22 protein-coding genes are annotated in these 26656 nt (G+C 67.6%); 14 read left to right on the top strand and 8 right to left on the bottom strand.

The annotated features are described in order from the left end of the window. Positions 1 to 16 precede the first annotated feature (16 nt). Positions 17 to 541, bottom strand: coding sequence for an RnfABCDGE type electron transport complex subunit B (locus BLT78_RS12015; RefSeq protein WP_090349203.1), 525 nt, complete (start codon positions 539 to 541; stop codon positions 17 to 19). Positions 542 to 576: 35 nt separating this feature from the next. Further along, entirely contained in the window at positions 577 to 1149 is a 573-nt protein-coding gene (gene rsxA, locus BLT78_RS12020; protein WP_090349204.1) for an electron transport complex subunit RsxA, read from the bottom strand. A 452-nt stretch (positions 1150 to 1601) separates the two neighbouring features. On the opposite strand from rsxA, the gene nifL reads away from it, so the two are divergent. The 8 genes from nifL to grxD all read left to right on the top strand — a co-directional run bounded on the left by nifL (position 1602) and on the right by grxD (position 8619). Continuing rightward, positions 1602 to 3167: a nitrogen fixation negative regulator NifL gene (nifL, locus tag BLT78_RS12025; RefSeq protein WP_090349205.1), complete on the top strand. Its 1566-nt coding sequence runs from the start codon at positions 1602 to 1604 to the stop codon at positions 3165 to 3167. 18 nt (positions 3168 to 3185) lie between these two features. Further along, positions 3186 to 4751: a nif-specific transcriptional activator NifA gene (nifA, locus tag BLT78_RS12030; protein WP_090349206.1), complete on the top strand. Its 1566-nt coding sequence runs from the start codon at positions 3186 to 3188 to the stop codon at positions 4749 to 4751. Between the two features lie 306 nt (positions 4752 to 5057). Then, complete coding sequence (nifB, locus tag BLT78_RS12035; protein ID WP_090349207.1) at positions 5058 to 6572, top strand: nitrogenase cofactor biosynthesis protein NifB; 1515 nt, start codon at positions 5058 to 5060, stop codon at positions 6570 to 6572. A 30-nt stretch (positions 6573 to 6602) separates the two neighbouring features. Then, positions 6603 to 6881: a 4Fe-4S dicluster domain-containing protein gene (locus BLT78_RS12040; protein ID WP_090349208.1), complete on the top strand. Its 279-nt coding sequence runs from the start codon at positions 6603 to 6605 to the stop codon at positions 6879 to 6881. Between the two features lie 9 nt (positions 6882 to 6890). Further along, positions 6891 to 7334 (top strand): ArsC/Spx/MgsR family protein, encoded by a 444-nt coding sequence (locus BLT78_RS12045; RefSeq protein ID WP_090349209.1) that lies wholly within the window; start codon positions 6891 to 6893, stop codon positions 7332 to 7334. A gap of 2 nt (positions 7335 to 7336) precedes the next feature. Then, positions 7337 to 7921: a nitrogen fixation protein NifQ gene (locus BLT78_RS12050; protein WP_090349210.1), complete on the top strand. Its 585-nt coding sequence runs from the start codon at positions 7337 to 7339 to the stop codon at positions 7919 to 7921. Further along, entirely contained in the window at positions 7918 to 8274 is a 357-nt protein-coding gene (locus BLT78_RS12055) for a rhodanese-like domain-containing protein (protein WP_090349211.1), read from the top strand. The genes BLT78_RS12050 and BLT78_RS12055 overlap by 4 nt, the downstream gene beginning before the upstream one ends. An 18-nt stretch (positions 8275 to 8292) precedes the next feature. Then, a complete protein-coding gene (gene grxD, locus BLT78_RS12060; protein WP_090352280.1) occupies positions 8293 to 8619 on the top strand; it encodes a Grx4 family monothiol glutaredoxin in 327 nt (108 codons plus the stop codon). A 72-nt stretch (positions 8620 to 8691) separates the two neighbouring features. On the opposite strand, the gene BLT78_RS12065 is transcribed toward grxD, so the two are convergent. Beyond that, positions 8692 to 8934, bottom strand: a complete 243-nt coding sequence (locus BLT78_RS12065) for a glutaredoxin family protein (protein WP_090349212.1) — start codon at positions 8932 to 8934, stop codon at positions 8692 to 8694. 146 nt (positions 8935 to 9080) lie between these two features. Between BLT78_RS12065 and BLT78_RS12070 the strand changes: the two genes are divergently transcribed. Both BLT78_RS12070 and BLT78_RS12075 read left to right on the top strand, forming a co-directional pair. Beyond that, on the top strand, positions 9081 to 11039 hold the full coding sequence (locus tag BLT78_RS12070) for a monovalent cation:proton antiporter family protein (RefSeq protein WP_090349213.1): 1959 nt from the start codon (positions 9081 to 9083) through the stop codon (positions 11037 to 11039). A 315-nt stretch (positions 11040 to 11354) separates the two neighbouring features. Continuing rightward, entirely contained in the window at positions 11355 to 12620 is a 1266-nt protein-coding gene (locus tag BLT78_RS12075) for an OprD family porin (protein WP_090349214.1), read from the top strand. A 66-nt stretch (positions 12621 to 12686) separates the two neighbouring features. On the opposite strand, the gene BLT78_RS12080 is transcribed toward BLT78_RS12075, so the two are convergent. Continuing rightward, positions 12687 to 13895 (bottom strand): ammonium transporter, encoded by a 1209-nt coding sequence (locus tag BLT78_RS12080; protein WP_090349215.1) that lies wholly within the window; start codon positions 13893 to 13895, stop codon positions 12687 to 12689. 403 nt (positions 13896 to 14298) lie between these two features. Here BLT78_RS12080 and BLT78_RS12085 point away from each other — a divergent pair, with 403 nt between their 5' ends. After that, positions 14299 to 15630 (top strand): deoxyguanosinetriphosphate triphosphohydrolase, encoded by a 1332-nt coding sequence (locus BLT78_RS12085; protein ID WP_090349216.1) that lies wholly within the window; start codon positions 14299 to 14301, stop codon positions 15628 to 15630. Positions 15631 to 15696: 66 nt separating this feature from the next. On the opposite strand, the gene BLT78_RS12090 is transcribed toward BLT78_RS12085, so the two are convergent. Beyond that, positions 15697 to 16035, bottom strand: a complete 339-nt coding sequence (locus BLT78_RS12090; protein ID WP_090349217.1) for a YggL 50S ribosome-binding family protein — start codon at positions 16033 to 16035, stop codon at positions 15697 to 15699. 207 nt (positions 16036 to 16242) lie between these two features. On the opposite strand from BLT78_RS12090, the gene dacB reads away from it, so the two are divergent. Further along, on the top strand, positions 16243 to 17688 hold the full coding sequence (gene dacB, locus BLT78_RS12095) for a D-alanyl-D-alanine carboxypeptidase/D-alanyl-D-alanine endopeptidase (protein ID WP_408003114.1): 1446 nt from the start codon (positions 16243 to 16245) through the stop codon (positions 17686 to 17688). A gap of 228 nt (positions 17689 to 17916) precedes the next feature. On the opposite strand, the gene rlmKL is transcribed toward dacB, so the two are convergent. Beyond that, positions 17917 to 20130, bottom strand: coding sequence for a bifunctional 23S rRNA (guanine(2069)-N(7))-methyltransferase RlmK/23S rRNA (guanine(2445)-N(2))-methyltransferase RlmL (gene rlmKL / locus BLT78_RS12100; protein WP_090349219.1), 2214 nt, complete (start codon positions 20128 to 20130; stop codon positions 17917 to 17919). A 371-nt stretch (positions 20131 to 20501) separates the two neighbouring features. On the opposite strand from rlmKL, the gene rmf reads away from it, so the two are divergent. Beyond that, the gene (gene rmf / locus BLT78_RS12105) at positions 20502 to 20717 is read left to right on the top strand and encodes a ribosome modulation factor (protein WP_090349220.1); all 216 of its coding nucleotides are present in this window, start codon (positions 20502 to 20504) and stop codon (positions 20715 to 20717) included. A gap of 80 nt (positions 20718 to 20797) precedes the next feature. Here rmf and BLT78_RS12110 read toward each other — a convergent pair whose 3' ends face one another. Then, positions 20798 to 21820 carry a quinone-dependent dihydroorotate dehydrogenase gene (locus tag BLT78_RS12110; protein ID WP_090349221.1) on the bottom strand — a complete coding sequence of 341 codons (1023 nt, stop codon included), beginning with the start codon at positions 21818 to 21820 and terminating at the stop codon, positions 20798 to 20800. A gap of 237 nt (positions 21821 to 22057) precedes the next feature. On the opposite strand from BLT78_RS12110, the gene BLT78_RS12115 reads away from it, so the two are divergent. Then, positions 22058 to 22924, top strand: coding sequence for a DUF6685 family protein (locus BLT78_RS12115; RefSeq protein WP_172830788.1), 867 nt, complete (start codon positions 22058 to 22060; stop codon positions 22922 to 22924). A gap of 10 nt (positions 22925 to 22934) precedes the next feature. Here the strand turns inward: BLT78_RS12115 and BLT78_RS12120 are convergent, their stop codons facing one another. Next, positions 22935 to 26465 (bottom strand): sensor domain-containing protein, encoded by a 3531-nt coding sequence (locus BLT78_RS12120; protein ID WP_172830789.1) that lies wholly within the window; start codon positions 26463 to 26465, stop codon positions 22935 to 22937. Between the last annotated feature and the right edge of the window lie 191 nt (positions 26466 to 26656).

Genomic DNA, 26656 nt, shown 5'->3' on the forward strand with positions numbered 1-26656 from the left:
ATGCTCCGTGAAGGAATCAGGCGGCCTGCGGCTTGGCCCAGCGCCAGGTGTCCAGGGTCGGCGCCTGCGCAGCGAGGGACACGCAGTCTTCCGGACAGGCGTCCTGGCACTTGGCGCAGCCGGTGCAGGCGCCCTGCAGCACCACGTGGATCTGTCCGCTGGCGCCGACGATGGCGTCGGTCGGACAGGCGCGGTAGCAGCGGGTACAGCCGGTGCACTGCGCGGCGTCGATCTGCGCCAGCAGCGGCGCGCTCATCTGCCCGGCGTCGAGGGTCACGCCGAGCAGCCCGGCGAGCTTCTCGGCCAGCGCCACCCCGCCGGGCGGGCAGCAGGTCACTTCGGCCTGGCCCTCGACCAGCGCCGATGCCGCCGCGGAGCAGCCGGGAAAGCCGCACTGGCCGCACTGGCTGCCGGGCATCAGCGCCTCGATTTCCTTGATCAGCGGGTTCTCGTCGGTGACCGCGAAGCGGCGCGCCGCCACGCCCAGTCCACCGCCCAGGATCAGGCCCATGCTGGCCAGGGCCAGGGTTGCCATCAGCATCTCGCTCTCCTCGCCGGCGCCTGCCGGTCAGCCATTCAGATCAGCCCGCCGAAGCCCATGAACGCCAGCGCCAGCAGGCCGGCGGTGACGAAGGCGATCGGCGGGCCGGCAAACGCCGCCGGCACGCTGGCGAGCTGCAGGCGCTCGCGCAGGCCGGCGAAGATGATCATGATCAGGCTGAAGCCCAGCGCCGAACCGAAGCCGAACAGGCCCGCCTGCACCAGGCTGTGCCCCTCGCGCACGCTGATCAGCGGCACGCCGAGCACCGCGCAGTTGGTGGTGATCAGCGGCAGGTAGATGCCGAGGGCGCGGTACAGCGGCGGGCTGAGCTTGCGGATGATCATCTCGATCAGCTGCACCAGCGCCGCGATCACCACGATGTAGGCGAGGATGCGCAGGAAGCCGATGCCCAGCGGCTGCAGCACATGGTGCTCGAGCAGCCAGCTGCTGATGCCGCCGAGGGTCATCACCAGGGTGGTGGCCACGCCCATGCCGATGGAGGGGTCCAGCTTGCTGGACACGCCCATGAACGGACACAGGCCGAGAAAGCGTGCCAGCACCACGTTGTTGACCAGCACGGTACCGATCAGAAACAGCAGATATTCCATAGCGAACCACCACTGCGGCAGAACCATCCGGCGCACCCTTGTCGGGCACAGACTGTTGCGAAGGGGGTTTGCAGCAAGCGTGCCATGGCCTTGCCGAGGCTCCGGAGCGGCGTGGACAGTCCGCAAAACTTGACCCAGGTCAACGGAAGCGCGGACAGCGCGGCCCGTCCGGCGGCAGGAGCCGGCCGGTTTGTCGGCTTTGCGACAGACAAGCCCGTCCAAGGCGGCGCCATCCGTGAGCTTTCGCACAGAAAACCCCGTAACGATGGCAGCAGACCGCTCTGCCACGCGGCTTTCGCGCCTGCGGGCGGCTCCGGAGCGGCCGCCGCGAGGCGGCACAGTGCTTGCAAAAGCCCTTACGTCTGCTGTGAGTATTGGCCGGCGCGCCTTGGCGCGGCCCCATTGCAGACGCTTTCGCGTTCGCTGGCTGTCCAGACTGATGAGGCATGCGCATGACCCAGGGCAAACCGACCCGCAGCAGTGAGACGTCGGCGGCCATCCGCGCCGCCGATGCCGAGGAATTGCTCCCCGAGGCTTTCCGGCAGATGGCCGAGCACGCGCCCATCGCCATTTCCATCACCGATCTCAAGGCCAACATCCTCTATGCCAACCGCGCGTTCAGCACCACCACCGGTTACGCGCTGGTCGAGGTGATCGGCAAGAACGAGTCTCTGCTGTCCAACGGCACCACGCCGCGGCTGGTCTACCAGGCGCTGTGGAGCCGCCTGGCGCAGAAGAAGCCGTGGTCGGGGGTGCTGGTCAACCGGCGCAAGGACGGCAGCCTGTACCTGGCCGAGCTGACCGTCGCCCCGGTGTTCGACGAGCACGGCGAGGTCGTCTACTACCTAGGCATGCACCGCGACAGCAGCGACCTGCATGAGCTGGAGCAGCGGGTCAGCAACCAGCGGCTGATGATCGAGGCGGTGGTCAACGCCGCGCCGGCGGCGATGGTGGTGCTCGACCGCGACAACCGCGTGGTGCTGTCCAACCCGAGCTTCACCCGTCTGGCCCGCGAGCTGGTGCCCGACGCCTCCAGTGCCGGCCTGGTGGCCCTGCTGCGCGCCAACCTCGAAGCGCCGTTCGCCGCCCTCGAGCAGGACGGCCAGGCCTTCTCCGGCAAGGAAATCCCCTTCGACCTGGGCGGCCATGCGCCGCGCTGGCTGTCCTGCCACGGCCGCGCCATCCACATCGAGGACGAGAGCGCCCAGGTATTCTTCGCCCCCGGCGCGGAGCGCTACCTGCTGCTGACCCTCAACGACATCTCCGAGCTGCGGCAGAAGCAGCAGGACTCGCGGCTCAACGCGCTGAAGGCGCTGATGGCCGAGGAGGAGCTGCTCGACGGCATGCGCGAGACCTTCAACGGCGCCATCCATCGCCTGCAGGGGCCGGTCAACCTGATCAGCGCCGCGCTGCGCATGCTCGAACGCCGGCTGGGCAGCGCCGCCGGCAACGACCCGGTGCTCAGCGCCATGCGCGAGGCCAGCGCCGCCGGCATCGAGGCGCTGGAGAGCCTGTCCGGTGCCATGCCGGTGCGCCGCGCCGAAGCGAAGATGCCGGTCAACGTCAACCAGCTGATCCGCGAGGTGGTGACCCTGTGCACCGACGACCTGCTCGCCCAGGGCATCGTCGTCGACTGGCAGCCGGCGCTGCGCCTGCCCTGGGTGATGGGTGCGGAAAGCCGCCTGCGCAGCATGATCAAGCAACTGATCGTCAACGCCGTCGAGGCCATCGCCCACAGCCAGGTCAGCCGCCGCGAGCTGTTCATCAGCACGCGGGTGGAGAACCAGCAGGTGGTGCGCATGGAGATCACCGACAGCGGCCCGGGCATTCCGGCCGAGCTGGCGCTCAAGGTGTTCGAACCGTTCTTCAGCACCAAGCCGCCGCACTCCGCCGGCCACGGCATGGGCCTGGCCATGGTCCAGGAAATCGTCACCGAGCACGCCGGGATGGTGCACATCGACACCAGCTATCGCCAGGGCTGCCGGGTGGTAGTCGAACTTCCCTTCACCGCAGGTTGATCCACGGAGCCCATGCCGATGAACAGCAAGCTCGCCCTGCGGCCCGGCGCCTCGCCCCGGGTCGACCTCTACGACAGCCAGTTGCAGGCGCTGGCCAGCATCGCGCGCATCCTCAGCCGGGTGCAGCAGATCGAGGACATCCTCGCCCAGGTGCTGGCCGTGCTGCACAACGACCTCGGCCTGCTGCACGGTCTGGTGTCGATTTCCGATGCCGAGCACAACGCCCTGCAGGTCGGCGCCATCCACAGCGATGCCGAGGCGGTGGTCAGCGCCTGCGAAAGCGTGCGCTACCGCATCGGCGAAGGGGTGATCGGCAACGTGCTCAAGCACGGCAACAGCGTGGTGCTCGGGCGCATCTCGTCCGAACCACGTTTCCTCGATCGCCTGGCGCTCTACGACCTGGAACTGCCGTTCATCGCCGTGCCGATCAAGACCCACGAGGGCAACACCATCGGCGTGCTGGCCGCCCAGCCGGACGGCTCGGCCGACCCGCTGCTGCCCGATCGCGCGCGCTTCATGGAGATCGTCGCCAACCTGCTGGCGCAGACCGTGCGCCTGGTGGTCAACCTCGAGGACAGCCGCGCGGTGGCCAACGAGCGCGACGAGCTGCGCCGCGAGGTGCGCGGCAAGTACGGCTTCGAGAACATGGTGGTGGGCAACACGCCGTCGATGCGCCACGTGTTCGACCAGGTGCGCCGGGTCGGCAAGTGGGACAGCACGGTGCTGGTGCTCGGCGAATCGGGCACCGGCAAGGAGGTGATCTCCAGCGCCATCCACTACAACTCGCCGCGCGCCCACCAGCCGTTCGTGCGCCTGAACTGCGCGGCGCTGCCGGAGACCCTGCTCGAGTCGGAGCTGTTCGGCCACGAGAAGGGCGCCTTCACCGGCGCGGTCAAGCAGCGCAAGGGCCGCTTCGAGCAGGCCGACGGCGGCACCCTGTTCCTCGACGAGATCGGCGAGATCTCGCCGATGTTCCAGGCCAAGCTGCTGCGCGTACTGCAGGAGGGCGAGTTCGAGCGGGTCGGCGGCAACCAGACGGTCAAGGTCAACGTGCGCATCGTCGCCGCCACCAACCGCGACCTGGAGGCCGAGGTGGAGAAGGGCAAGTTCCGCGAGGACCTCTACTACCGCCTCAACGTGATGGCCATCCGCATCCCGCCGCTGCGCGAGCGCAGCGCCGACATTCCCGAGCTGGCCGAATTCCTCCTGGCCAAGATCGGCCGCCTGCAGAACCGCACGCTGAGCATCACCGACAGCGCCATCCGCCTGCTGATGAGCCACCGCTGGCCGGGCAACGTGCGCGAGCTGGAGAACTGCCTGGAGCGTTCGGCGATCATGAGCGAGGACGGCACCATCACCCGCGACGTGGTGTCTCTGACCGGCCTCGGCCACGACAGCCTGCCGCTGGCGCCGCTGCCCGAGGTCAACCTGGCCGACGAGGCGCTGGACGACCGCGAGCGGGTGATCGCCGCCCTCGAACAGGCCGGCTGGGTGCAGGCCAAGGCGGCGCGCCTGCTGGGCATGACCCCGCGGCAGATCGCCTACCGCATCCAGACCCTCAACATCCACATGCGCAAGATCTGAACGGAGTGCGCGTGCCCGGGCGGCGGCCAGGGCACGCGCATGACTCCACCTGTGGGGCGCATTCATTCGCCTGTCCGGCGCCACGCGGCGCGAACGAATTCGCCCCAGCAGCGGACTCGGCCACCCTCCCTGCGATCTCTCCCTCCCCTTGTCGCCTATCCGACAAAGCCTCGCCCGCATCCCTGTCGGCAGCCCGACAAATCCGCGCACCGCAATATAAAAAACCCTTAAAAAACAATTACATGAGATGACGGCACGGGCTTTGCTCGGCTATTGGCGACTTCCTCTTCCCTGCGGAGACCGACCATGGAACTGAGCGTACTTGGGCAGAACGATACGGGGCAGCACGGTGCCGGCGGTTGCTCCTCCGGCTCCTGCGGCAGCACCGACGACCAGCTGTCCCACCTGCCGGATCACATCCGCGAGAAGGTGCACAACCACCCCTGCTACTCGGAAGAGGCCCACCACTACTTCGCGCGCATGCACGTGGCGGTGGCGCCGGCCTGCAACATCCAGTGCCACTACTGCAACCGCAAGTACGACTGCGCCAACGAATCGCGCCCGGGCGTGGTGTCCGAGCTGCTCACCCCCGACCAGGCGGTGAAGAAGGTCAAGGCGGTCGCCGCGACCATCCCGCAGATGACCGTGCTCGGCATAGCCGGCCCCGGCGACCCCCTGGCCAACCCGCAGCGCACCTTCGACACCTTCCGCCAGCTCTCCGAACAGGCGCCGGACATCAAGCTGTGCGTGTCCACCAACGGCCTGGCCCTGCCCGACTGCGTCGACGAGCTGGCCAAGCACAACATCGACCACGTGACCATCACCATCAACTGCGTGGATCCGCAGGTCGGCGCCAAGATCTATCCGTGGATCTACTGGAACAACCAGCGCATCCGCGGCGTGAAGGCGGCGAAGATCCTCATCGAGCGGCAGCAGAAGGGCCTGGAGATGCTGGTCGCGCGCGGCATCCTGGTGAAGGTCAACTCGGTGCTGATCCCCGGGGTCAACGACGAGCACCTCAAGGAGGTCAGCAAGGTGGTCAAGGCCAAGGGCGCCTTCCTGCACAACGTCATGCCGCTGATCGCCGAGGCCGAGCACGGCACCTTCTACGGCGTGATGGGCCAGCGCAGCCCCGAGCCGGAGGAGCTGCAGGACCTGCAGGACGCCTGCGCCGGCGACATGAACATGATGCGCCACTGCCGCCAGTGCCGCGCCGACGCGGTCGGCCTGCTCGGCGAGGATCGCGGCGAGGAGTTCACCCTGGACAAGATCGAGGAGATGGAAATCGACTACGCCGCCGCCATGGTCAAGCGCGCCGCGATCCACGCGGCGATCAAGGAGGAGCTCGACGAGAAGGCGGCGAAGAAGGCGCGCCTGGCCGGCATGCGGGCCCCGCAGCTGGGCGACGACGCGCTCGGCAAGGGCTACCGCCCGGTGCTGATGGCCGTGGCCACCAGCGGCGGCGGGCTGATCAACCAGCACTATGGTCACGCCACCGAGTTCCTCATCTACGAGGCCGCGCCGAGCGGCGTGCGCTTCATCGGCCACCGCAAGGTCGACCAGTACTGCGTCGGCAACGACAGCTGCGGCGAGAAGGAATCGGCGCTCGCCGGCAGCATCCGCGCCCTCAAGGGCTGCGAGGCGGTGCTCTGCTCGAAGATCGGCTTCGAACCCTGGGGCCTGCTGGAAGCCGCCGGCATCCAGCCCAACGGCGAGCACGCCATGGAGCCGATCGAAGAGGCGGTGATGGCGGTGTACCAGGAAATGATCGCCGCCGGCCGTCTCGACCAGGACCAGCCGGCGCTGCGCGCCAACGCCTGAACGCCGTGTTCGCTTGAGGGAGGGGAAACCATGGCACTGAAGATCGTCGAGACCTGCGTGAACTGCTGGGCCTGCGTGGACGTCTGTCCCAGCGAGGCCATCTACGAGAGCAGCGCGCACTTCAAGATCAACGCCCACAAGTGCACCGAGTGCGAGGGCGACTTCGCCGAGCAGCAGTGCGCGAGCATCTGCCCGATCGAGGGCTCCATCCTGCTCGCCGACGGCAGCCCGGCCAACCCGCCGGGCTCGCTCACCGGCATCCCGCCCGAGCGTCTGGCCGAGGCCATGCGCGAAATCCAGGCACGCTGAGGCACCGTGATGACCCGCATCGTCTTCTACGCAAAGCCCGGCTGCGCGACCAACGCTCGCCAGCAGCGGCTGCTGCGCGCCGCCGGCATCGACCTGGAGGTGCGCGACCTGCTCGGCGAGCCGTGGAACGCCGAGCGGCTGCTGGCGTTCTTCGCCGACCGGCCGGTCAGCGAGTGGTTCAACCGCGCGGCGCCGGCGGTGAAGGCCGGCGCGGTGGTGCCCGAGGCGCTGGATCGGGTCCAGGCCCTCGCGCTGCTGCTGGCCACGCCGCTGCTGATCCGCCGTCCGCTGCTGCAGCTTGGCACGAAGCACCTGGCCGGCTTCGACCCGCTGGCTCTGAATGCGCTGCTGCCCGAGCAGCACCGCCTGCGGGAGCAGCCGGCGGCCGACAGCGACAGCTGCGCGCGGGAGGTCCACGGCCATTCCGCCTGCCGAGCGGCAGAGGAGGCATGACCATGCTGGCCCAAGCACACCCCCACATCGACATCGAGCGCGCGCCCAGCCGCCCCGCGAGCAACCGGGACTGGCTGGAGCGGATCCTGCTGGCCCAGCGCCAGGGGCGCAGCTGCCTGCCCGCGCAGCTCGGCCTGCCGGCCGCCGCATACGCCGAACTGATCCAGGCCAATTTTCCGGACGCGCTCCCCCTGTACGATGGCGCGCCGGCGCTGGCAGCCGAGCGCAATGACCTGCGCGCCGAGCTGCTGGAACTGCGCCGCGATGAATGGCAGGAGCTGTACGCGCTGCTGCTGGCGGGCCGGGCCGGACGCGATGCGCTCGAGGCGCCCATGGCCTGCATCGTCGCCGCCGCCTGCCTGGGCGGCGATCACCTATGGCGCGATCTAGGTCTGGGCTCGCGCGAGCAGCTGCGGGAACTGCTGGAACTCAACTTCCCGCGGCTGGCCAGTCGCAACGTCAACAACATGCGCTGGAAGAAGTTTTTCTACAAACAGCTGTGCGAGCAGGACGGCGGTTACGTCTGCCGCTCGCCCAGCTGCGAACGCTGCCCCACCTACCATGACTGTTTTGGAGATGAGCGATGAGCGACTTCAGGCATATCAGCGCCGAGCAGGCCGAGGGTCTGCTGGCCCGTGAGGAAACCGTCATGCTGCTGGACATGCGCGATGCGCGTGCCTACTGCCAGGGGCATGATCCGCGTGCCATCCACCTGAGCGACACCACTCTGCGCTCGCTGGTGAAGTACACCCCGCGCACGGTGCACATGATCGTCTGTGGCGATGAAGACAGTGGCAGCCAGGAGATGGCGCGGTTCTTCAGCGACTACGGCTTCGTCAACAGCTACAGCGTCGACGGCGGCTACGCCGCCTGGTCTGCCCGTCGCCAGCGCGGAACCGGCGCCCAGCGGGCCGCCCTGCGCCTGGCGGTCCACGGCTGAGGAGCACAGGAGATGAGCATGCAGGTCCTCGATACCGAAGCACGCATCCGCAAACAGATCGCCGAAAACCCGGTGATCCTCTACATGAAGGGCACTCCGGACGCGCCGGAGTGCGGCTTCTCCCGCGCCGCGGTGGGGGCGATGCAGAAGACCGGCAAGCCGTTCGCCTTCGTCAACGTGCTCACCGCCCCGCACATCCGCGAGAAGCTGCCGAAGATCTCGCAGTGGCCGACCTATCCGCAGCTGTTCGTCAACGGCGAGCTGGTCGGCGGTTGCGACATCGTCCTGGCCATGGAGGCCGACGGCAGCCTCGGGGAGCTGCTGGACGGCGTCCCCGCCGCCTGACGCCTGGTTGTCGGCGTCCGGCATCCACCGTCACTCCCCGGGCGGCGGGCGCCGGGCGCTGCCTTCAGCACCTCAGCTCAGGCCCAGGAAGGCGGCCACCTGCGCCTGATCGAACGGCCAGCCCAGCTCGGCCCCACTATCCAGACGGCGCAGCACCGGGATGCGCAGGCCATAGGCCGTCACCCACTCCTCGCGCTCGACGATATCCACCACCTCGACCTGCAGGCCGAGGCCGACGAAGGGCATGAGCTGCTCTTCCGCCACTTCGCAGAGATGGCAACCCAGGGTTCCGAACAGTTGGCAGTCGGGCAGCATGACATCGCTCATGGAGTTGAAACGCCCGGCAGTTTAGCATGCGCGCCCCGTCCGCCAGGCGCCGCCCCGCGCCAGGGCTGGACGCTGGCGCCCGAGCTTGGGCATCCTGCCTGTCCCAGCCTGACATTCTGCATGGAGCACCGCCGTTGTTCGTCAACCTGCTGATCATCCTCGCCGCCTCGCTGCTGGTCATCGCGGCCTTCCGTCCCTTCAAGCTGCCGCCACTGCTCGGCTACATGACGGTCGGCCTGGCACTCGGCCCCGGCGGCCTGGGCTGGGTCGAGCAGCACGAGGATCTGCCGCTGCTGGCCGAGTTCGGCGTGGTGTTCCTGCTGTTCAGCCTCGGCCTGGAGTTCTCCCTGCCGCGCATGCTCGCCCTGCGCAAGGTGGTGTTCGGTCTGGGCAGCCTGCAGGTCATCGCCTGCAGCCTGCCGCTGGCCGGACTGCTGACCCTCGCCGGCCTCGACCTTCCGGCTGCGCTGCTGCTCGGCGGCGGCCTGGCCCTGTCGTCGACGGCGATCGTGACCAAGGAACTGAGCAGCCTGGGCGAGGTGTTCAGCCCGCACGGGCAGAACGCGATCGGCGTCCTGCTGTTCCAGGACCTGGTGGCGGTGCTGCTGCTGACCATGATCCCGGTGATCGCCGGCGACAGCGAGCAGGTCTGGTACTTCGCCCTGCCGATCACCCTGGGCAAGGCCGCCCTGCTGTTCGCCGCCCTGCTGGTGGCCAGCCGCTGGCTGCTGCCGCGACTGTTCCACGAGGTGGCGCAGGCCAACGCCGCCGAGCTGTTCGTCCTGCTGGCGCTGGTCATCGTCATGCTCACCGCCTGGCTGACCCACCTGCTCGGCCTGTCCATGGCTCTCGGCGCCTTCCTCGCCGGCATGCTGCTCGGTGAGAGCCACTACCGCCACCAGATCGAGGCGGACATCCGACCGTTCCGCGACGTGCTGCTCGGCCTGTTCTTCGTCAGCGTCGGCATGTTCATCGATGTCGGCCAGTTCGCCTCCGACGGCCTGCTGATCCTCGGCATGACCCTGCTCCTGCTGCTGCTCAAGGGCGGCGCGGTCGCCGTGCTGGTGCGCCTGCGCGGCGGCGACACCGAGAGCGCGTGGCGCAGCGGCCTGGCGCTGGCGCAGGGCGGCGAGTTCTGCTTCGCCCTGGTCGCCCAGGCACAGCAGGTCGACCTGCTGCCGGCCGAGCTGGGCGGGCTGGTCCTCGCCGCCACTTTCTGCTCGATGGCGGTCACCCCGCTGCTGCTGCGCAACGCCCCGCGCATCGCCGCCCGCCTGGGCCAGCACCCGCTGGCCGAGAGCAATGCCGAGGACATCGCCAGCGCCTGCGCCGGGCATGACCAGCACGTGCTGATCTGCGGCTTCGGTCGGGTCGGCCAGTCGATCGGCCGCTTCCTGCGCCGCGAGGGCATCCCCTTCGTCGCCCTGGACAGCGACCCGGTGCGCGTGCAGGAAGCCGCGGCCGGCGAGATCAACGTGCACTACGGCGATGGCCGGCGCGGCGAACTGCTCGCCGCCCTGGGCGTCGCCCGCGCGCGCCTGCTGGTGGTGGCCGCCGACAATCCCGAGAGCGCCCTGGAAACGGTGCGTCAGGCGCGCAAGTTCTCCGCTACCCTGCCGATCCTGGTGCGCACCCGCGACGACAGCTACCTGGCCAGCCTGCAGGCGGCCGGGGCCACCGAGGTGGTACCGGAGGTGCTCGAGTCGAGTCTGATGCTCGCCTCCCATGCACTGGTCATGCTCGGCCTGCCGGAACGACGGGTACAGGCACGCATCGACGAGGTGCGCAGCGATCGCTACCACCTGCTGCACGGCTTCTATCACGGCGCCAGCGGCAGCCTGCTGGACCAGCAGGGCCGCCCGCGCATCCTGCTGCACGCCGTCAACCTGAGCAGCGGTGCCCATGCCTGCGGCCGGAGCGTGCTGGACATGGCTCTGGATGGACTGGGGGTCGAGGTCCAGGCGATTCGCCGCGACGGCGAGGAGTTGCACGCGAGCGACAACCCGTTCCTGCGCGAAGGCGACGCCCTGCTGCTCGCCGGCCCGCTGGACGCCATCGAAAAGGCCGAAGCCAAACTGCTCGCAGGACTCTGAGCGCTCGCTCCGCTCCCGCACGGGCGGGAGCGGAGCCCCCCCCCCCCGGAGGCAAGCCCTCACCGCGCAGGAATCACCGCCTGCCACGCTTCCCGGAGCACCGCCAGCCGCAATCAATCGGTCCACAGCTGGCAGGCCGGAGCATTAACAATCTAACGAAGCGGCCTAAAACTGCGAAACAATCGGCAACTTCGCGCGCATTAAGACCAATGTATAAGCGCAATCCATCAATTCGACATGTTTCATTCACGCCGCTTTCACAAAGAGCCAGACACTGGCCGGTCGCACCCCCCACACAAATCTGGAGCACACACCATGAGCCTGACCCCGCTCGCCCGCGCGGTTGCCTTCGCAACCCTCGGCGCCGGAATGATTATGCCGAGCCTCGCTCAGGCGGCTTTCGTAGAGGACAGCAAGGCCAGTCTGGAACTGCGCAACTTCTACTACAACAGTGACGTGCGCAATAACGCCTCCACCGCCAAGCACAAGAACGAAGAGTGGGCCCAAGGCTTCATCGCTCGCCTCGAGTCTGGCTATACCGAAGGCACCATCGGCGTTGGCGTCGACGCGCTCAGCACCCTCGGCGTCAAACTGGACTCCGGCCGCGGCACCAGCGGCACCGGCCTGCTGCAGCTCGACCGGGAAACCGGCGAGGCTCAGGACACCTATGGCGATCTGGGCGTCACCGCCAAGTTCAAGGCTTCCAACAGCGTCCTCAAGGTCGGCACCGTGATGCCGAACCTGCCGACCATTTCCGGCGTCGACAACCGCCTGCTGCCGACCAGCTACCAGGGCGGCTACCTGAACTCCCAGGAAATTGCCGGCCTCTCGCTGGACCTCGGCATGGTGAATCGCATCAACTACCGCGACTCGCAGGATCACGAAACCATGACCCTGGCCCGCACCAGCGCCTTCAATGGCCTGGGTGGCAAGGGTGACAGCGACCAGCTCGTGTTCGGCGGCGCCACCTACAAGTGGAACAGCGATCTGAGCACCGCCTACCACTACGGCAACCTGGACGAGCTGTACAAGCAGCACATCTTCAACCTCGTGCACGTGCTGCCGATCGCCGACGGCCACAACCTGAAGTCCGACCTGCGCTACGCCCACAGCAGCGAAGATGGCAACAGCAACGTGGACAACAACGCCTTCGGCGCCATGTTCACCTACACCCTCAAGGCTCACAAGCTGGGCCTGGGCTATCAGTCCCTGACCGGCGATACCGGCTATGCCTTCGTCAACGGCAACAACCCGTTCCTGGTCAACTACGTCACCATCCGCGACTTCGCCAACACCGACGAGCAGTCCTGGCAGGTCCGTTACGATTACGACTTCACCAACCTCGGCGCCCCGGGCCTGACCTTCATGACCCGCTACATCTCCGGCGACAACTTCGAGCTCGCCGACGGCAGCGAAGGCAAGGAGTGGGAGCGCAACATCGAGCTGAAGTACGTGGTTCAGCAGGGCACCCTGAAGAACCTCGGCGTGCACTGGCGCAACGCCCACACCCGCACCAACTTCGCCAACGGTGACATCGATCAGAACCGCCTGATCCTGTCCTACACCCTGCCGCTGTTCTGAGCAGCAGCCCGGTGAAAAAAGAAGCCCGCTCTCGAGCGGGCTTCTTCGTTTGCGGGGTCCTGACGATCAGTCGTGGCTGGTCGCACCGATCTTGTGGATCGACAGGTCGGCGCCGTAGTACTCCTCTTCGGCGCTCAGACGGATGCCGGTGATGCGCTTGAGCAGGCCATAGACCGCGAAGCCACCGGCCAGCGCCAGCGCGCAGCCGAGCGCCGTGCCGATCAGTTGGCTGACCAGGCTGACCCCGCCCAGCCCGCCGAGCAGCGGCTGGCCGAAGATGCCGCAGGCCACCCCGCCCCACAGGCCGCACAGGCCGTGCAGCGGCCACACCCCCAGCACGTCATCGATCTTCCAGCGGTTCTGGGTCGCGGTGAAGACCCAGACGAACAGCGCGCCGGCGATACCGCCGGTGATCAGCGCGCCGATCGGGTGCATCAGGTCGGAGCCGGCGCACACCGCGACCAGGCCGGCCAGCGGGCCGTTATGCAGGAAGCCGGGGTCGTTGCGCCCGACCAGCAGCGCCGCCAGGGTGCCGCCGACCATCGCCAGCAGCGAGTTGACCGCCACCAGGCCGCTGACGCCCTGCAGGGTCTGCGCGCTCATCACGTTGAAGCCGAACCAGCCGACGATCAGGATCCACGACCCCAGCGCCAGGAAGGGAATGTTGGAGGGGGCGAAGGCCACCAGTCGGCCATCGCGGTAGCGACCGTTGCGGTGTCCGAGCATCAGCACCGCCCCCAGCGCCAGCCAGCCGCCCACCGCGTGTACCACCACCGAACCGGCGAAGTCGTGGAAGGCGGCGCCGAAGCGCTCGGTCAGCCAGCTCTGCAGACCGAAATTGCCGTTCCAGATCAGGCCCTCGAAGAACGGGTAGATGAAGGAGACGATCAGCAGGGTGGCGCACAGCTGCGGGCCGAACCTGGAGCGTTCGGCGATGCCGCCGGAGATGATCGCCGGGATGGCGGCAGCGAAGGTCAGCAGGAAGAAGAACTTCACCAGGGCGTAGCCGTTGTCGACGGTCAGCGTGCTGGCCGGGGCGAGGAAGTTCACCCCGTAGGCCACCCAGTAGCCGACGAAGAAGTAGGCCAGGCAGGACACCGCGAAGTCGGCAAGGATCTTCGACAGCGCGTTGACCTGGTTCTTCTGGCGGACGGTGCCGACCTCGAGGAAGGCGAAGCCGGCGTGCATGGCCAGGACCATGACCGCGCCGATCAGGATGAACAGGGTATTGGATCCGTGAACCAGGCTGTTCACGGCAGTGGACAGGTTTTCCATCGGCGCGACGCGCTCCTCCGGTTGGCAGGAAAGCACCAAAGCAGACCACCGAGCAGCGAGTATGCACCATTTGAAAGCATGCGCATCTTCTCCGATCTTCCGCCATGCTGAAGCGATTGATCGAGGATCGCCGGTCGGACTGGCCCGCCAAGGCATGATCTTGTTGTTAATCAGGGACTTGTTGGTGTTAAGCAACGTCCTGTCGACCTCTGCGACGGCTGCCGGGGCAAGCGTTCGCACAAGCACACGAGGCCGTAATATGCAAGAGACATGCCGCCCCTTGCCTGAACACGCCGTTGCGACAATGGTGCACGGGCTGCGCCCCGCTGGCAGAGCGCCGGGGACTTGCGGGGCGCCGAGCAAGCCCGCAAGCTGGAGACTCCGCGATAGCTGAGGATTTCCCTTGGACTGGCACACCCTGCTTACCCGCGAGCGCTTCGGCAAACCCGCGCAGAGCACCGAGGAACTCGGTCGCAGCGCCTTCCACAAGGACCACGACCGCATCGTCTTCTCCGGCGCCTTCCGCCGCCTCGGCCGCAAGACCCAGGTCCACCCGGTTTCCAGCAACGACCATATCCACACCCGCCTGACCCACAGCCTGGAAGTGGCCTGCGTGGGCCGCTCGCTGGGCATGCGCGTCGGCGAGATGCTGCGCGAGGAGCTGCCGGCCTGGTGCGATCCCAGCGACCTCGGCGTGATCGTGCAGTCCGCCTGCCTGGCCCACGACATCGGCAACCCGCCGTTCGGCCACTCCGGCGAGGACGCCATTCGCCACTGGTTCCAGCTGGCGGACGAGCGCGGCTGGCTGGATGCCCTGAGTGAGGCCGAGCGCGCCGACTTCCTCTGTTTCGAGGGCAATGCCCAGGGCTTTCGCGTGCTGACCCAGCTCGAGTACCACCAGTTCGACGGCGGCACCCGGCTCACCTACGCGACCCTCGGCAGCTACCTCAAATACCCCTGGACCGCCCGCCACGCCGACGCCCAGGGTTACAAGAAGCACAAGTTCGGCTGCTATCAGAGCGAGCTGCCGCTGCTCGAGCAGATCGCCCGCAAGCTCGGCCTGCCGCAACTCGACGAGCAGCGCTGGGCGCGCCATCCGCTGGTGTACCTGATGGAGGCGGCCGACGACATCTGCTACGGCCTGATCGACCTCGAGGACGGCCTGGAGATGGATCTGCTCGACTATCCGGAAGTCGAGGCGCTGCTGCTCGACCTGGTCGGCGACGACCTGCCGGACACCTATCGCCAGCTGGGGCCGCGCGACTCGCGGCGACGCAAGCTGGCCATCCTGCGCGGCAAGGCCATCGAACACCTGACCAACGCCGCCGCACGCGCCTTCGTCGCCCAGCACGATGCCCTGCTCGCCGGCAGCCTGGAGGGCGATCTGGTCGAGCACATGCACGGCCCGGCCAAACTGTGCGTACTGCGCGCCAAGGGGCTGGCACGCGAGAAGATCTTCCAGGACAAGCGCAAGACCCTGCACGAGATCGGCGCCTACACCACCCTGGAGATCCTCCTCAACGCCTTCTGCGGCGCGGCGCTGGAGCAGCACGGCGGACGCTCGCCGTCGTTCAAGAACCGGCGCATCCTCGACCTGCTCGGCAACAACGCGCCCGATCCGCACTGGCCGCTGTATCGCGCCTTCATGCGGGTGATCGACTTCATCGCCGGCATGACCGACAGCTATGCCACGGAAATGGCGCGGGAAATGACCGGACGCTCGAGTCCGGTGTGAGGGAGCCCGAAAACGCAAAGCCCCGCGGCACGCCAGGTGCCGCGGGGCTTTGTCTGCTGCGGCCGATCAGGCGCCGATCGGCTTTTCCGGATACCAGGCATCGGCCAGCGCGCCGACGCGGAAGCTGGCCAGCTCGCTGCGCTCCTTGAGCCAGGCCTCGACCTTGGCGCGCTGCTCCTCGCTCACCGAGCCGCGCTTGCCGAGGCAGACCATGCCGAACTCGTCGCAGCCGATGAACATCAGGCCGTTGCCTTCGATCGCCTCGCGCAGGAACTGCTGCATGAAGGCGTCTTCACCCGCCTCGTCGAGGTCTTCGCGATAGGTGAGGATCAGCTCGAAACCGAGTTCCTGGAACTCTTCGACACAGAGCTTCTTGCGCAGGCGGCGGGAGCGGTTGGTAGCCATGGAGATATCCTCGAACAATTGGGCGAGGCACTCTACCAGCTTGTGCGAGCCAGGCCCATGACCACGTGCCGCCCGGCGCGCAGAGTCGCGGAACAGAGGGTTTCAGGCATAATGAGAACTGCCTCTCCAATCACGCATGTGAGTTCTCTCGTGTCGTTGCCCCCACCCAAGTCCTTGCTCGCCAGAGCCAAGAATCTTTGCCGACCGCTGCGCCTGTTCGGCCTGGTCGGTCTGCTGCTGCCCATAGCCCTGCCCGTGACGGCCGACGCCACCGGCCTGCCGCCGCGCGTGGAACAGGCGCTGAAGGCCGGCAAGCTGAACAGCAATGCCCTGTCGCTGGCGGTCATCCCGCTCACCGGCCCCGGCAGCGCCAGCTATTTCAACGCCGACGTGGCGGTCAACCCGGCCTCGACCATGAAGCTGGTCACCACCTACGCCGCCCTCGAGCTGCTCGGCCCCACCTACCAGTGGAAGACCGCCTTCTACACCGACGGCCCGCTGCGCAATGGCGTGCTGCAGGGCAACCTCTACCTCAAGGGCGGCGGCGACCCCAAGCTGACCATGGAGCGTCTGTGGCTGCTGCTGCGCGACCTGCGCCATGCCGGCGTGCAGCATATCGAGGGCGACCTGGTGCTGGAGCGCAACCACTTCCGCAACCCGGCGCACACCCCCTTCGACGATGACGGCGGCGACCGCAGCAAGCCGTACCTGGTCGAGCCCGACGCGCTGATGGTCAACCTCAAGACCCTGCGCCTGATCGTGCGCGGCGAGGCACGCGGTGCCGTGGTGCAGGCCGAACCGCCGATCCCCTACATCCGCATCGACAACCGCGTGCGGGTGACCGGACCGGCGAGCTGCCCGAGCTGGCCGCAGGTGACCTACAACTTCCAGCAGCAGACGGACGGCACCCTCGACGTGGTCGCCGCAGGACAGATCCCGGAAGGCTGCAGCGGTCAGCGTTACCTGTCGCTGCTCGACCACCCGACCTTCGCCGGCGGCTCGGTGCGTGCCCTGTGGAACGAGCTGGGCGGCAGCATCGCCGGCCGCGACCGTCTCGGCAGCACGCCGGGCAACGCCCGCCTGCTGGCGCAGACCCTGTCGCCGGACGTGGTGGAGATCATTCGCGACATCAACAAGTACAGCAACAACACCATGGCCCGCCAGCTGTTCCTGTCGATCGGCGCGCGCCACCGCCTGCCGAGCGACGCCGACGATGCCGCGGCCGCCTACCGCGCCATCGACCAGTGGCTGGCCCGCAAGGGCATCCGCGCGCGGAACCTGGTGCTGGAGAACGGCTCCGGACTGTCGCGCCACGAGCGCATCAGCGCACGGGAAATGGCCGCCATGCTGCACGCCGCCTGGCACAGCCCGTACGCCGCCGAGTTCGTCTCCTCGCTGCCGCTGGCGGCCATGGACGGCACCCTGCGCAAGCGCATGCGCAACACCCCGCTGGCCGGCAACGCGCACCTGAAGACCGGCACGCTGAACAACGTGCGCGCCCTGGCCGGCTTCAGCCGCGACGCCCAAGGCAATACCTGGGCGGTGGTGGCGATCCTCAACCACCCGCGGCCCTGGGGCGCCTCGGCGATCCTCGATCAGGTGATCCAGGAGCTGTACCGCCAGCCCGACACCCTGGCCGGCCTGGGGCGCTGAAGCCGGAAACAGAAAACCGCCTGCCCGGGACACCGGACAGGCGGTTTTTCATGGGCGGTCGTTCGGCAGGGCAATGAGCTCGCGCCAGCGCTTGTACACCATCGGCGGCGCAGAGCTTCGGCAGGGAAAACGACCGCAGGTCTTTTCCACCCCTCCGCCCCCTAGCCGGGCATCGGTAGAGGATCGCTGCGCGAGCACTCTCCCCTGCCCGGCTGGATCAAGCCCGGGCTACCGAGCCGTCAGGCGCCAGGCGCGGTGGATCTTCGGGTTGCGGGCGAAGTCCGGATCGAGGGTCTTGGCGCTGATCTCCTCCACCGCGTAGCGCTGCTCCAGCGCCGGGTCGAGCTGGAACTTGCGGAAGTTGTTGGAGAAGTACAGCACCCCGCCCCTGGCCAGGCGCGCCATGGCCAGGTCGAGCAGACGCACGTGGTCGCGCTGCACGTCGAACACGCCCTCCATGCGCTTGGAGTTGGAGAAGGTCGGCGGATCGATGAAGATCAGCTCGTATTCGCCGCGATCGGCTTCCAGCCACTCCATCACGTCGCCCTGCTCCAGACGGTGCTTGTCGGAGAAGCCGTTGAGCGCCAGGTTGCGCCGCGCCCAGTCGAGGTAGGTCTTCGACAGGTCGACGCTGGTGGTGCTGCGCGCGCCGCCCTTGGCGGCGTGCACGGTGGCGGTGGCGGTGTAGCAGAACAGGTTGAGGAAGCGCTTGCCGGCGGCCTCCTGCTGGATGCGCAGGCGCAGCGGGCGGTGGTCGAGGAACAGGCCGGTGTCGAGGTAGTCGGTCAGGTTGACCAGCAGCTTGACGCCGCCCTCGCTCACCTCCATGAAACGCCCCTGCTGGTCCTGGCGCTCGTACTGCTTCTTGCCGGCCTGGCGCTCGCGACGCTTGATCACCACCCGCGCCGGATCCATGTCCAGCGCCTGGGGAATCGCCGCCAGGGCGTCGAGCAGGCGCGCCTGGGCCTTGTCCGGATCGACCGAGCGAGGCGGCGCGTACTCCTGCACGTGCACCCAGTCGCGGTACAGGTCGACCGCCAGGGCGTACTCGGGCATGTCGGCATCATACAGCCGGTAGCACTCGACACCGGCCTTGCGCGCCCACTTGCCCAGCTGCTTGAGGTTCTTCTGCAGGCGGTTGGCGAACATCTGCCCGCCCTCGGACAGCCGTGCCGGCTCGCTGCGCACCGCCGGCGGGCGTTCGACCAGCTGGCCGCCGATCAGCCGCGCCTGAGGCGCCGGCTGGGCCGACTCGTTGCGGCCGGTGACGAACTGCTCCGGCAGCACCTTGAACAGCAGCAGCTTGCACGGCAGCGCGCCGTTCCAGAAGGCGTACTGCTTGTGGCTGCGGATGCCCATGCGCTTGCCCAGCTCGGGCGCGCCGGTGAACACCGCCGCCTCCCAGTTCAGGCAGGACTGGCGCAGGCGCTCGCCAAGGTTCTGGTAGAGGTACAACAGGCTGGCCTCGTCGCCGAGGCGCTCGCCATAGGGCGGGTTGCACACCACCAGGCCCTTCTGGTTCTGGTCCGGACGCGGCTCGAAGGTGGCCAGCTCGCCCTGGTAGATCTTCACCCAGTCTCCCAGGCCGGCGCGCTCGATATTGTTGCGTCCCGGCTGGATCAGCCGTGGGTCGGCCTCGTAGCCGCGGATCCACAGCGGCGGCCGGGCGAGTCCCGCGCTGGCGCGCGCCTCGGCTTCCTCGTGCAGCTTCTTCCACAGCGCCGGCACGTGCCCCAGCCAGTTGGAGAAGCCCCACTTCTCGCGCTTGAGGTTGGGCGCGATGTCGGCGGCCATCATCCCCGCCTCGACCAGGAAGGTGCCGACGCCGCACATCGGGTCGGCCAGCGCGCCGCCTTCGGCAGCGATCCTCGGCCAGCCGGCACGGATCAGGATCGCCGCGGCGAGGTTTTCCTTGAGCGGCGCGGCCCCCTGCTGCAGGCGGTAGCCGCGCTGATGCAGGCTGAAACCGGACAGATCCAGCGACAGCACCAGCTCGCCGCGCTCCAGGCGCGCGTGGATGCGCAGGTCGGGGTCGTACTTGTCCACCGACGGGCGCTGGCCGGACTGCGCGCGCAGGCTGTCGACGATACCGTCCTTGACCTTGAGCGCACCGAAATGGGTGTTGTCGATGCCGGCGCCACGGCCGGAGAACTCCACCGCCAGGCTGCCGCTGGGCAGCAGGTGCTCGCCCCAGTCGATCCCGCGCACCGCCTGGTACAGGGCCTCGGCGTTGTCCACCGGGAAGCGGCCGAGCACCAGCAGCACGCGGTTGGCCAGGCGCGACCACAGGCACAGCCGATAGGCGGTTTCCAGGCTGCCCTGGCCCTGCACGGCGGCCACCTGCTCGCGCCCGGCTTGCAGGCCCAGTGCGGTGGCTTCCTCGAGCAGCAGGGTTTCCAGGCCCTTGGGACTGGTGAGAACGAGCGGGAACAGATCGGACATGCGGTATACCAGGGGCCAAGCCCATCAGGGGTGACTCGGGCCATGGCTGACCCTTCGTCGGAAGACCGGAGGCGCAGAAGCAATCGCGCCCCGTGTTCAGTATCGGTGCAAACCCTCGGCAATGCCGAGGCTGCGAGCCTGCGAGCGATCCCTGGCCATGCTTAGATCAGGAGGGCTCTAATATTTGTTTTTTTATGACAAAACAGTCATTCACATTTCAACAAGGATTCATTTAGAACTCGACCAATCCGCAGCGCGAAGAACTGCGGTAGATGCTCGCCCTGTCGGCAGCGAGCTTTGTGGCAGATCCTCTGCCAGGCCTCCAAGAGGCCAACGGGACAAGTACAGTCAACGAACGAGGGCAATACCCGATGAGAAGACTCAAGCGTGATCCGTTGGAAAGAGCCTTTATGCGCGGTTATCAATATGGCGTCAGCGGGAAATCCCGCGATATGTGCCCCTTCTCCCTCCCCACCGCTCGCCAGGCCTGGCTCAATGGCTGGCGCGCAGGCCGTGTCGACAACTGGGAGGGCATGACCGGCACTGCCGGTATCCATCGTCTCAACGAACTTCACGCGGTCGGCTGAACCGCACCCATCCTGATCCTTTCAGCCATTCAATCCATCCACTACGGGGCCCCACGGGGCCCCGTCCTGTTTCCGGGCGGTCAGATCCGCCCGCTGGCGGCGATGGCGTCCACCGCCGAGCGGATCAGCGCCGGCCCCTTGTAGATGAAGCCGGAATAGATCTGCACCAGGCTGGCGCCGGCGGCGATCTTCTCGGCCGCGTGCGCGCCCTCGGTGATGCCGCCGACGGCGATGATCGGCATGCGCCCGGCCAGCTCGCCGGCCAGCATCCGCACGGTGTGGGTGCTCTTGTCACGTACCGGCGCGCCGGACAGGCCACCGGCCTCGTCGGCATGGGCCAGCCCTTCGACGCCCTCGCGGCCCAGGGTGGTGTTGGTGGCGATCACCGCATCCATGCCGGAGTCCAGCAGCGCGCGGGCTACCAGCACGGTTTCCTCGTCGCTCATGTCCGGAGCGATCTTGATCGCCAGCGGCACGCGCCGGCCATGCTGCATGGCGAGTTCTTCCTGACGCTGGCGCAGGGCCTCGAGCAATTGCTTGAGCGAGTCGCCGAACTGCAGGCTGCGCAGGCCGGGAGTGTTCGGCGAGCTGACGTTGACCGTCACGTAGCTGGCATGCGGATAGACCTTGTCCAGGCAGAGCAGGTAGTCGTCCACCGCGCGCTCGACCGGCGTGTCGAAGTTCTTGCCGATGTTGATGCCGAGCACGCCGCGATACTGCGCGGCCTTGACCCGCGCCAGCAGGTGGTCGACGCCGTGGTTGTTGAAGCCCATGCGATTGATGATCGCCTCGGCCTGCGGCAGACGGAACAGCCGCGGCTTGGGGTTGCCCGGCTGCGGGCGCGGGGTCACGGTGCCGATCTCGATGAAACCGAAGCCGAGCTGGGCGAAGCCGTCGATGGCATCGCCGTTCTTGTCGAGGCCGGCGGCGAGACCTACCGGATTGGGGAACTCGAGGCCCATGACCTTCACCGGCAGACGCGGCGTCTGGCAGACCAGACGGTTGAGGCCAAGGCGGCCACCGGCACCGATCAGATCGATGGCCAGTTCATGGGAGGTTTCCGGGGACAGTTTGAACAACAGCTCGCGGGCCAGAGCGTACATGGGCAGGGGTCATCAACAGGTCGTCGGGGCGCGAAGTATAGCCCAGCCGCCCCGGCCGGCGAAGCCGCGACACGGGCATTGCGCCGCCGTGCCGCAGGGCAGGAGACAGCGGGCCAGCATTTTTTCAGCGTGCAAAGTCGGGTAGTCTTGGCTTTGCTTGTACAACGGCACGAATTTACCGGTTATCTGCCGCAAGCTTAATCCGAACCGGTATGCAGGAAGCATTCGGGCGTGAACATGCCAGTTTTTTCATTCAGCAACCTTTTCGCTGCCTTGGCCCGCCGCATTGGCATCGGGCGCAGTGGCAGCCTGCAGCTGCAGGAGCAAGCTGCCAGGTTGCGCCTCCCCTTCACTCCCTTGCCGGAGGTGCTGGACAGCATCTGGTGGCAGGACGGACCGCCGCTGCAACGCCTGGCCGACCTGCCGCGCGGCGCGCTGTCAGGCCCGGTGCAGGAGGACAAGGCGGCCGCTCACCAGGCGCTGCGCGGGCTGGTGCTGGTAAGCGAGCGGCGGATCAGCGAGTTCGACCTGCGCTGGGTAGACGGTCTCAGCGGCACCCCGGAGCACGACGCACGCTTCATCCGCTTCGAGGATTACGCCGCCTCGCCGGCCTGCCGCAGCATTCGCCTGATCAGCTACAAGGACTTCAGCCGCGCCCTGGCCCAGGCCCTGCCGCATCATGCCAGCGGCGAGATCCTCTACCTGCGCCAGGCCAACTGGCGCGACGAACGCTACTTCTGGTGCGGCGAACAGGTGCCGCAGGCCTTCGCCTGTGCGGTGGCCTACGCGCGCCGTCGCGGCCTGACCGTACAGATGCCGGCCGTGCTCACCGAGTACCGCCTGCAGCGTGCCGGCCTCGACCAGCTGGATGCCGCCTACCACGTGCTGGCCATGCCGGCGGCCGCCTGGAGCGATGCGCGTTTCATGCGCCTGCTGCTCACCGGCATGCCCTATGCTCGCCTGCACCTGCTGCGCGACAGTGGCGGCCCGGAGTTTCTCCTCCTGCCACGCGAACAGGCCGACGCCAACGCACTCGGCGAAGGCCTGCGCCAGGCCGGTGCCGCCGACGTGTGCGCCTGGCTGCGCGAAATGCTGCCGAAGTAACCCCTTGCCCTCAGACCAGCGCCGCCGGGAGCGGCTGGTCGACCAGGCGCGTGCCGATCTGGCCCGCCGGCAGCGGACGACCGGTCAGATAGCCCTGCACCGCATCGCAGCCATGGGCGCGCAGCAGCTCGAGCTGCGCGCTGTTCTCCACCCCCTCGGCCACCACGTGCAGATCCAGGCTCTGGCCCATGGCGATGATGGTGGCGACGATCTTGTCGGCACGGGCGTCCTGCCCGAGGCCGTCGATGAAGCTCTTGTCGATCTTCAGCTTGTCGATGGGGAAACGGCTGAGATAGGCCAGCGACGAGTAGCCGGTACCGAAGTCGTCCACCGCCAGATGCACGCCCAGGGCCTTGAGCTCGGCAAGACGCTCCTGGGTGGTCAGATCCTGCGCCATCAACGCCCCCTCGGTGATCTCCAGCTCCAAGAGAGCACCGGGCAGGCCGGTACTCTCCAGCGCCCGGCGTACCAGCTCGACCACATCCAGATGCTGGAACTGCCGCGGCGACAGGTTGACGCTCACCGGCACCTCCGGCAGCCCGGCGGCGCGCCAGCGCATCGCCTGACTGCACGCCTCCTGCAGCACCCACTCGCCCAGGGCGAGGATCAGCCCGGTCTCCTCGAGCAGCGGGATGAACACCGCCGGCGAGACCGGCTCGCCACTGCCCGGGCGCCAGCGCACCAGCGCCTCGAAACCGAGTACCCGCCCGCTGGCAACGTCCACCTGGGGCTGGTAGTGCAACTCGAACTCCTGCGCGGTGATCGCCCGGTGCAGGCGACTCTCCAGGGCCTGGCGGTTTTCCGCGGCGCGGGTCAGCTCCTCGGTGTGGAACTGGTAGTTGTTGCGGCCGTTCTCCTTGGCCTGGTACATGGCCACGTCGGAACAGCGGATCAGCTCGGACATCTCCTGACCATCGTCGGGGAACAGGCTGATGCCGATGCTGGCGCCGACGAACAGCTCGTGACCGCTGCCGACACGAAACGGCTGCTGCAGCAGATCGATCAGATCCTGCGCCACCAGCGCCGCTTCCTCGGGATGCCCGATACCCTCGAGCACCAGCAGGAACTCATCGCCGCCCAGGCGGGCGAACATGTCCTCGGCGCGAATGCGCTGGCGCAGGCGGCTGGCGATCAGCACCAGCAGTTCGTCGCCCACCGAGTGCCCGAGGCTGTCGTTGACCCGCTTGAAGCCGTCGAGATCGAGGAACAGTACCGCCACCTTGCAATGCAGGCGTCGCGCCCGCTCGATCGCACCGTTGAGATGCGACTGCACGAGGATGCGGTTGGGCAGTTCGGTCAGCGGGTCATAGTGGGCCAGGCGCTCGAGCTGCGCCTCGGACTCCTTGAGCTGGGAGATGTCGCTGAACACCGCCACGTAGTTGGTCAACTTGCCCTTGTCGTCGCGTACCGCGCTGATGCTGTGCCACTGCGGGAACACCTCGCCGGACTTGCGCCGGTTCCACACCTCGCCCTGCCAGTGCCCCTCGCCGATCAGCGCCGCCCACATGTCGCGATAGAACTCCCTGCTCTGCCGCCCGGAGCTGACCACGCTGGGGTTGCGACCGATCACCTCCTGCTCCTCGTAGCCGGTGATGTCGCAGAAGGCACGGTTGACCGCGATGATCTTCGGCGTGGTGTCGGTGATCACCACGCCCTCACGGGCATTGGTGAACACCGCAGCGGCATGGCGCAGCTTCTCGTCCGCCGCCTTGCGTGCGGAGATATCGATCAGCAGGCTCTCGAGGAATAGCGGCTGGCCGGCGGTATCGCGGTGCACCCGGCTGTAGTCCTCGACCCAGATGAAGGTGCCGATGCCAGTGCGGATGCGGTACTCGAGGACGAACTCCGGACGCTCCTCGAAGATGCAGCGCTCGACCTCCTCGATCACCTGACGCAGGTCGTCGGGGTGGATCAGGGTGGTGAACCAGCGCTGCCCCTCGGTCAGGCTCTCGGCGGAATAGCCCCAGCGCCCGACGTTGGCGGAGACGAACTGCACCGGCCAGCCCATGCGCACCTCGCGACGCAGCATGACCATCGGGCTGGCCACCACGGCGTCCACCACGGCCTGCACCGTCTCGCGGTCCTTGTGCCCCTGGGTGACATCCAGCAGGGTGCCGATGATCGCGGGCAGGCCATCCAGCTCGATACGGGTACCGAAGGCCTCGGCGACGAACTCGCGGCCGTCGCGAGTCAGGGCGCGGAACTCGTAATGCGCCGAGCGCAGCTCGCCGCGCTCGCGCCTGTCGAGCATCTCGCGCACCATCTCGCGGTCGCCCTCGGTGACCAGATCCAGCAGCGAGCGCGCCACCAGCTCCTGCGGCTTGTAGCCGAACCATTCGGCCATGCGCGGGTTGACGTACTCGAAGTGCCCCTCGCGCAGCACGTATACCCCCACCAGCGACTGCTCGACCAGGCCGCGGAAACGCGCCTCGTTGGCCTGCAGCTCGACGCCGGCGTCCAGTTCGGCCTGGATGTCGAAGGCACTGCTCAGATAGCCATTGAAGCCCCCCTCGCGCCCCACCAGCGGCTCGCAGTGCAACTGCATCCAGTGGTAGCGACCGGAGCGCGCGCGCAGGCGCAGGCGCCGGGCGAAGTCCGCGCCACAGCCGCCCGTCCCGGCCACCAGCAACGGTTCGAGCAGCGCGCGGTCGTCGGGATGCACGGCCTGCCACCAGCCCTCCTGCAGGCTTTCGGCGCGACTGCAGCCGGTGAAGGCCATCCAGGCGGCGTTGACGTACACGCAGCGCTGCTGCGGATCGACCTGCCAGACCGGGCTGGGGATGCAGTCGAGCAGATATTCGTTGTAGTCACGGGCGCTGATCATCTTCTGCATCAGTTGGCCGAACTCGGCCGCCAGCTGGCTGACCTCGTCGTTGCCCAGCACCGGCAACTGGCTGATCCGCCCGCGACTCAGGCGCCGCACATCCTGCAACAGCTCCTCGATGCGGTCGGTGAGCAGGCGCTTGAGCAACCAGGCCAGCAACACCGCCAACAGCAGCAGCGGCAGCAGCAGCAGCAGCAGCTGCTCGCCGGTTCGCCCCCAGGCGTTCTCGCGCAACCCGTCGGTGCGCATCACCAGTACCACCACGCCCCCATCCACTCCCGCGTGCGGATCGATGGGATAGGCGCCGAGGAGCAGTTCGTCGCGCTCCAGCCATTGCAGGTGAGTCGCTTCCCAGTCGCCACGCTGATGCAACAGATGCTCGATCTGCGGCATGCTCAGGGGCATGCGCATCGCCCCCTGGGGCAGGCTGAGCGAACGCATGTGCCGACCGCCATCCACCACGGCGGCATAGACCAGCGAGGGGTGATTGAGGTGCTCGGCGAACAGATGGCCAAGCCGCTCGATCGACGCCGGCCCGCCCTGCTCCAGGCCGCCGGCCAGGAAATGGCCAATGAAGTCGGTGGTGATCTCCAGCTCGGCCATCGCCTCCTGCAGGGAATGGCGGTAGACCGACGCCACCTGGTAGGCGGACACCAGCAAGCCGAACCCCAGGAAGGCACTCAACAGCAGGGCGCGCAAACTGAACAGACGACTCATCCGCATCCCCTCAAGGGAATCCATCTCACTGCAGTGGGGAAAAAATGATCGGCGGAGGCAAGACTGTCGCAGCAGGCAGCGGGGCCGGAGTGATGCATGCCAGACAGCCAGTTTCGGCTGACCGTCGCCAACGGCACACTTTGCATGCACCACGGACACAAAAGCAAAAGGGTCACATTTCAGCAACCTGC

Origin of the sequence: Pseudomonas oryzae (assembly GCF_900104805.1) — a bacterium.
Taxonomy (GTDB): Bacteria; Pseudomonadota; Gammaproteobacteria; order Pseudomonadales; family Pseudomonadaceae; genus Geopseudomonas; species Geopseudomonas oryzae.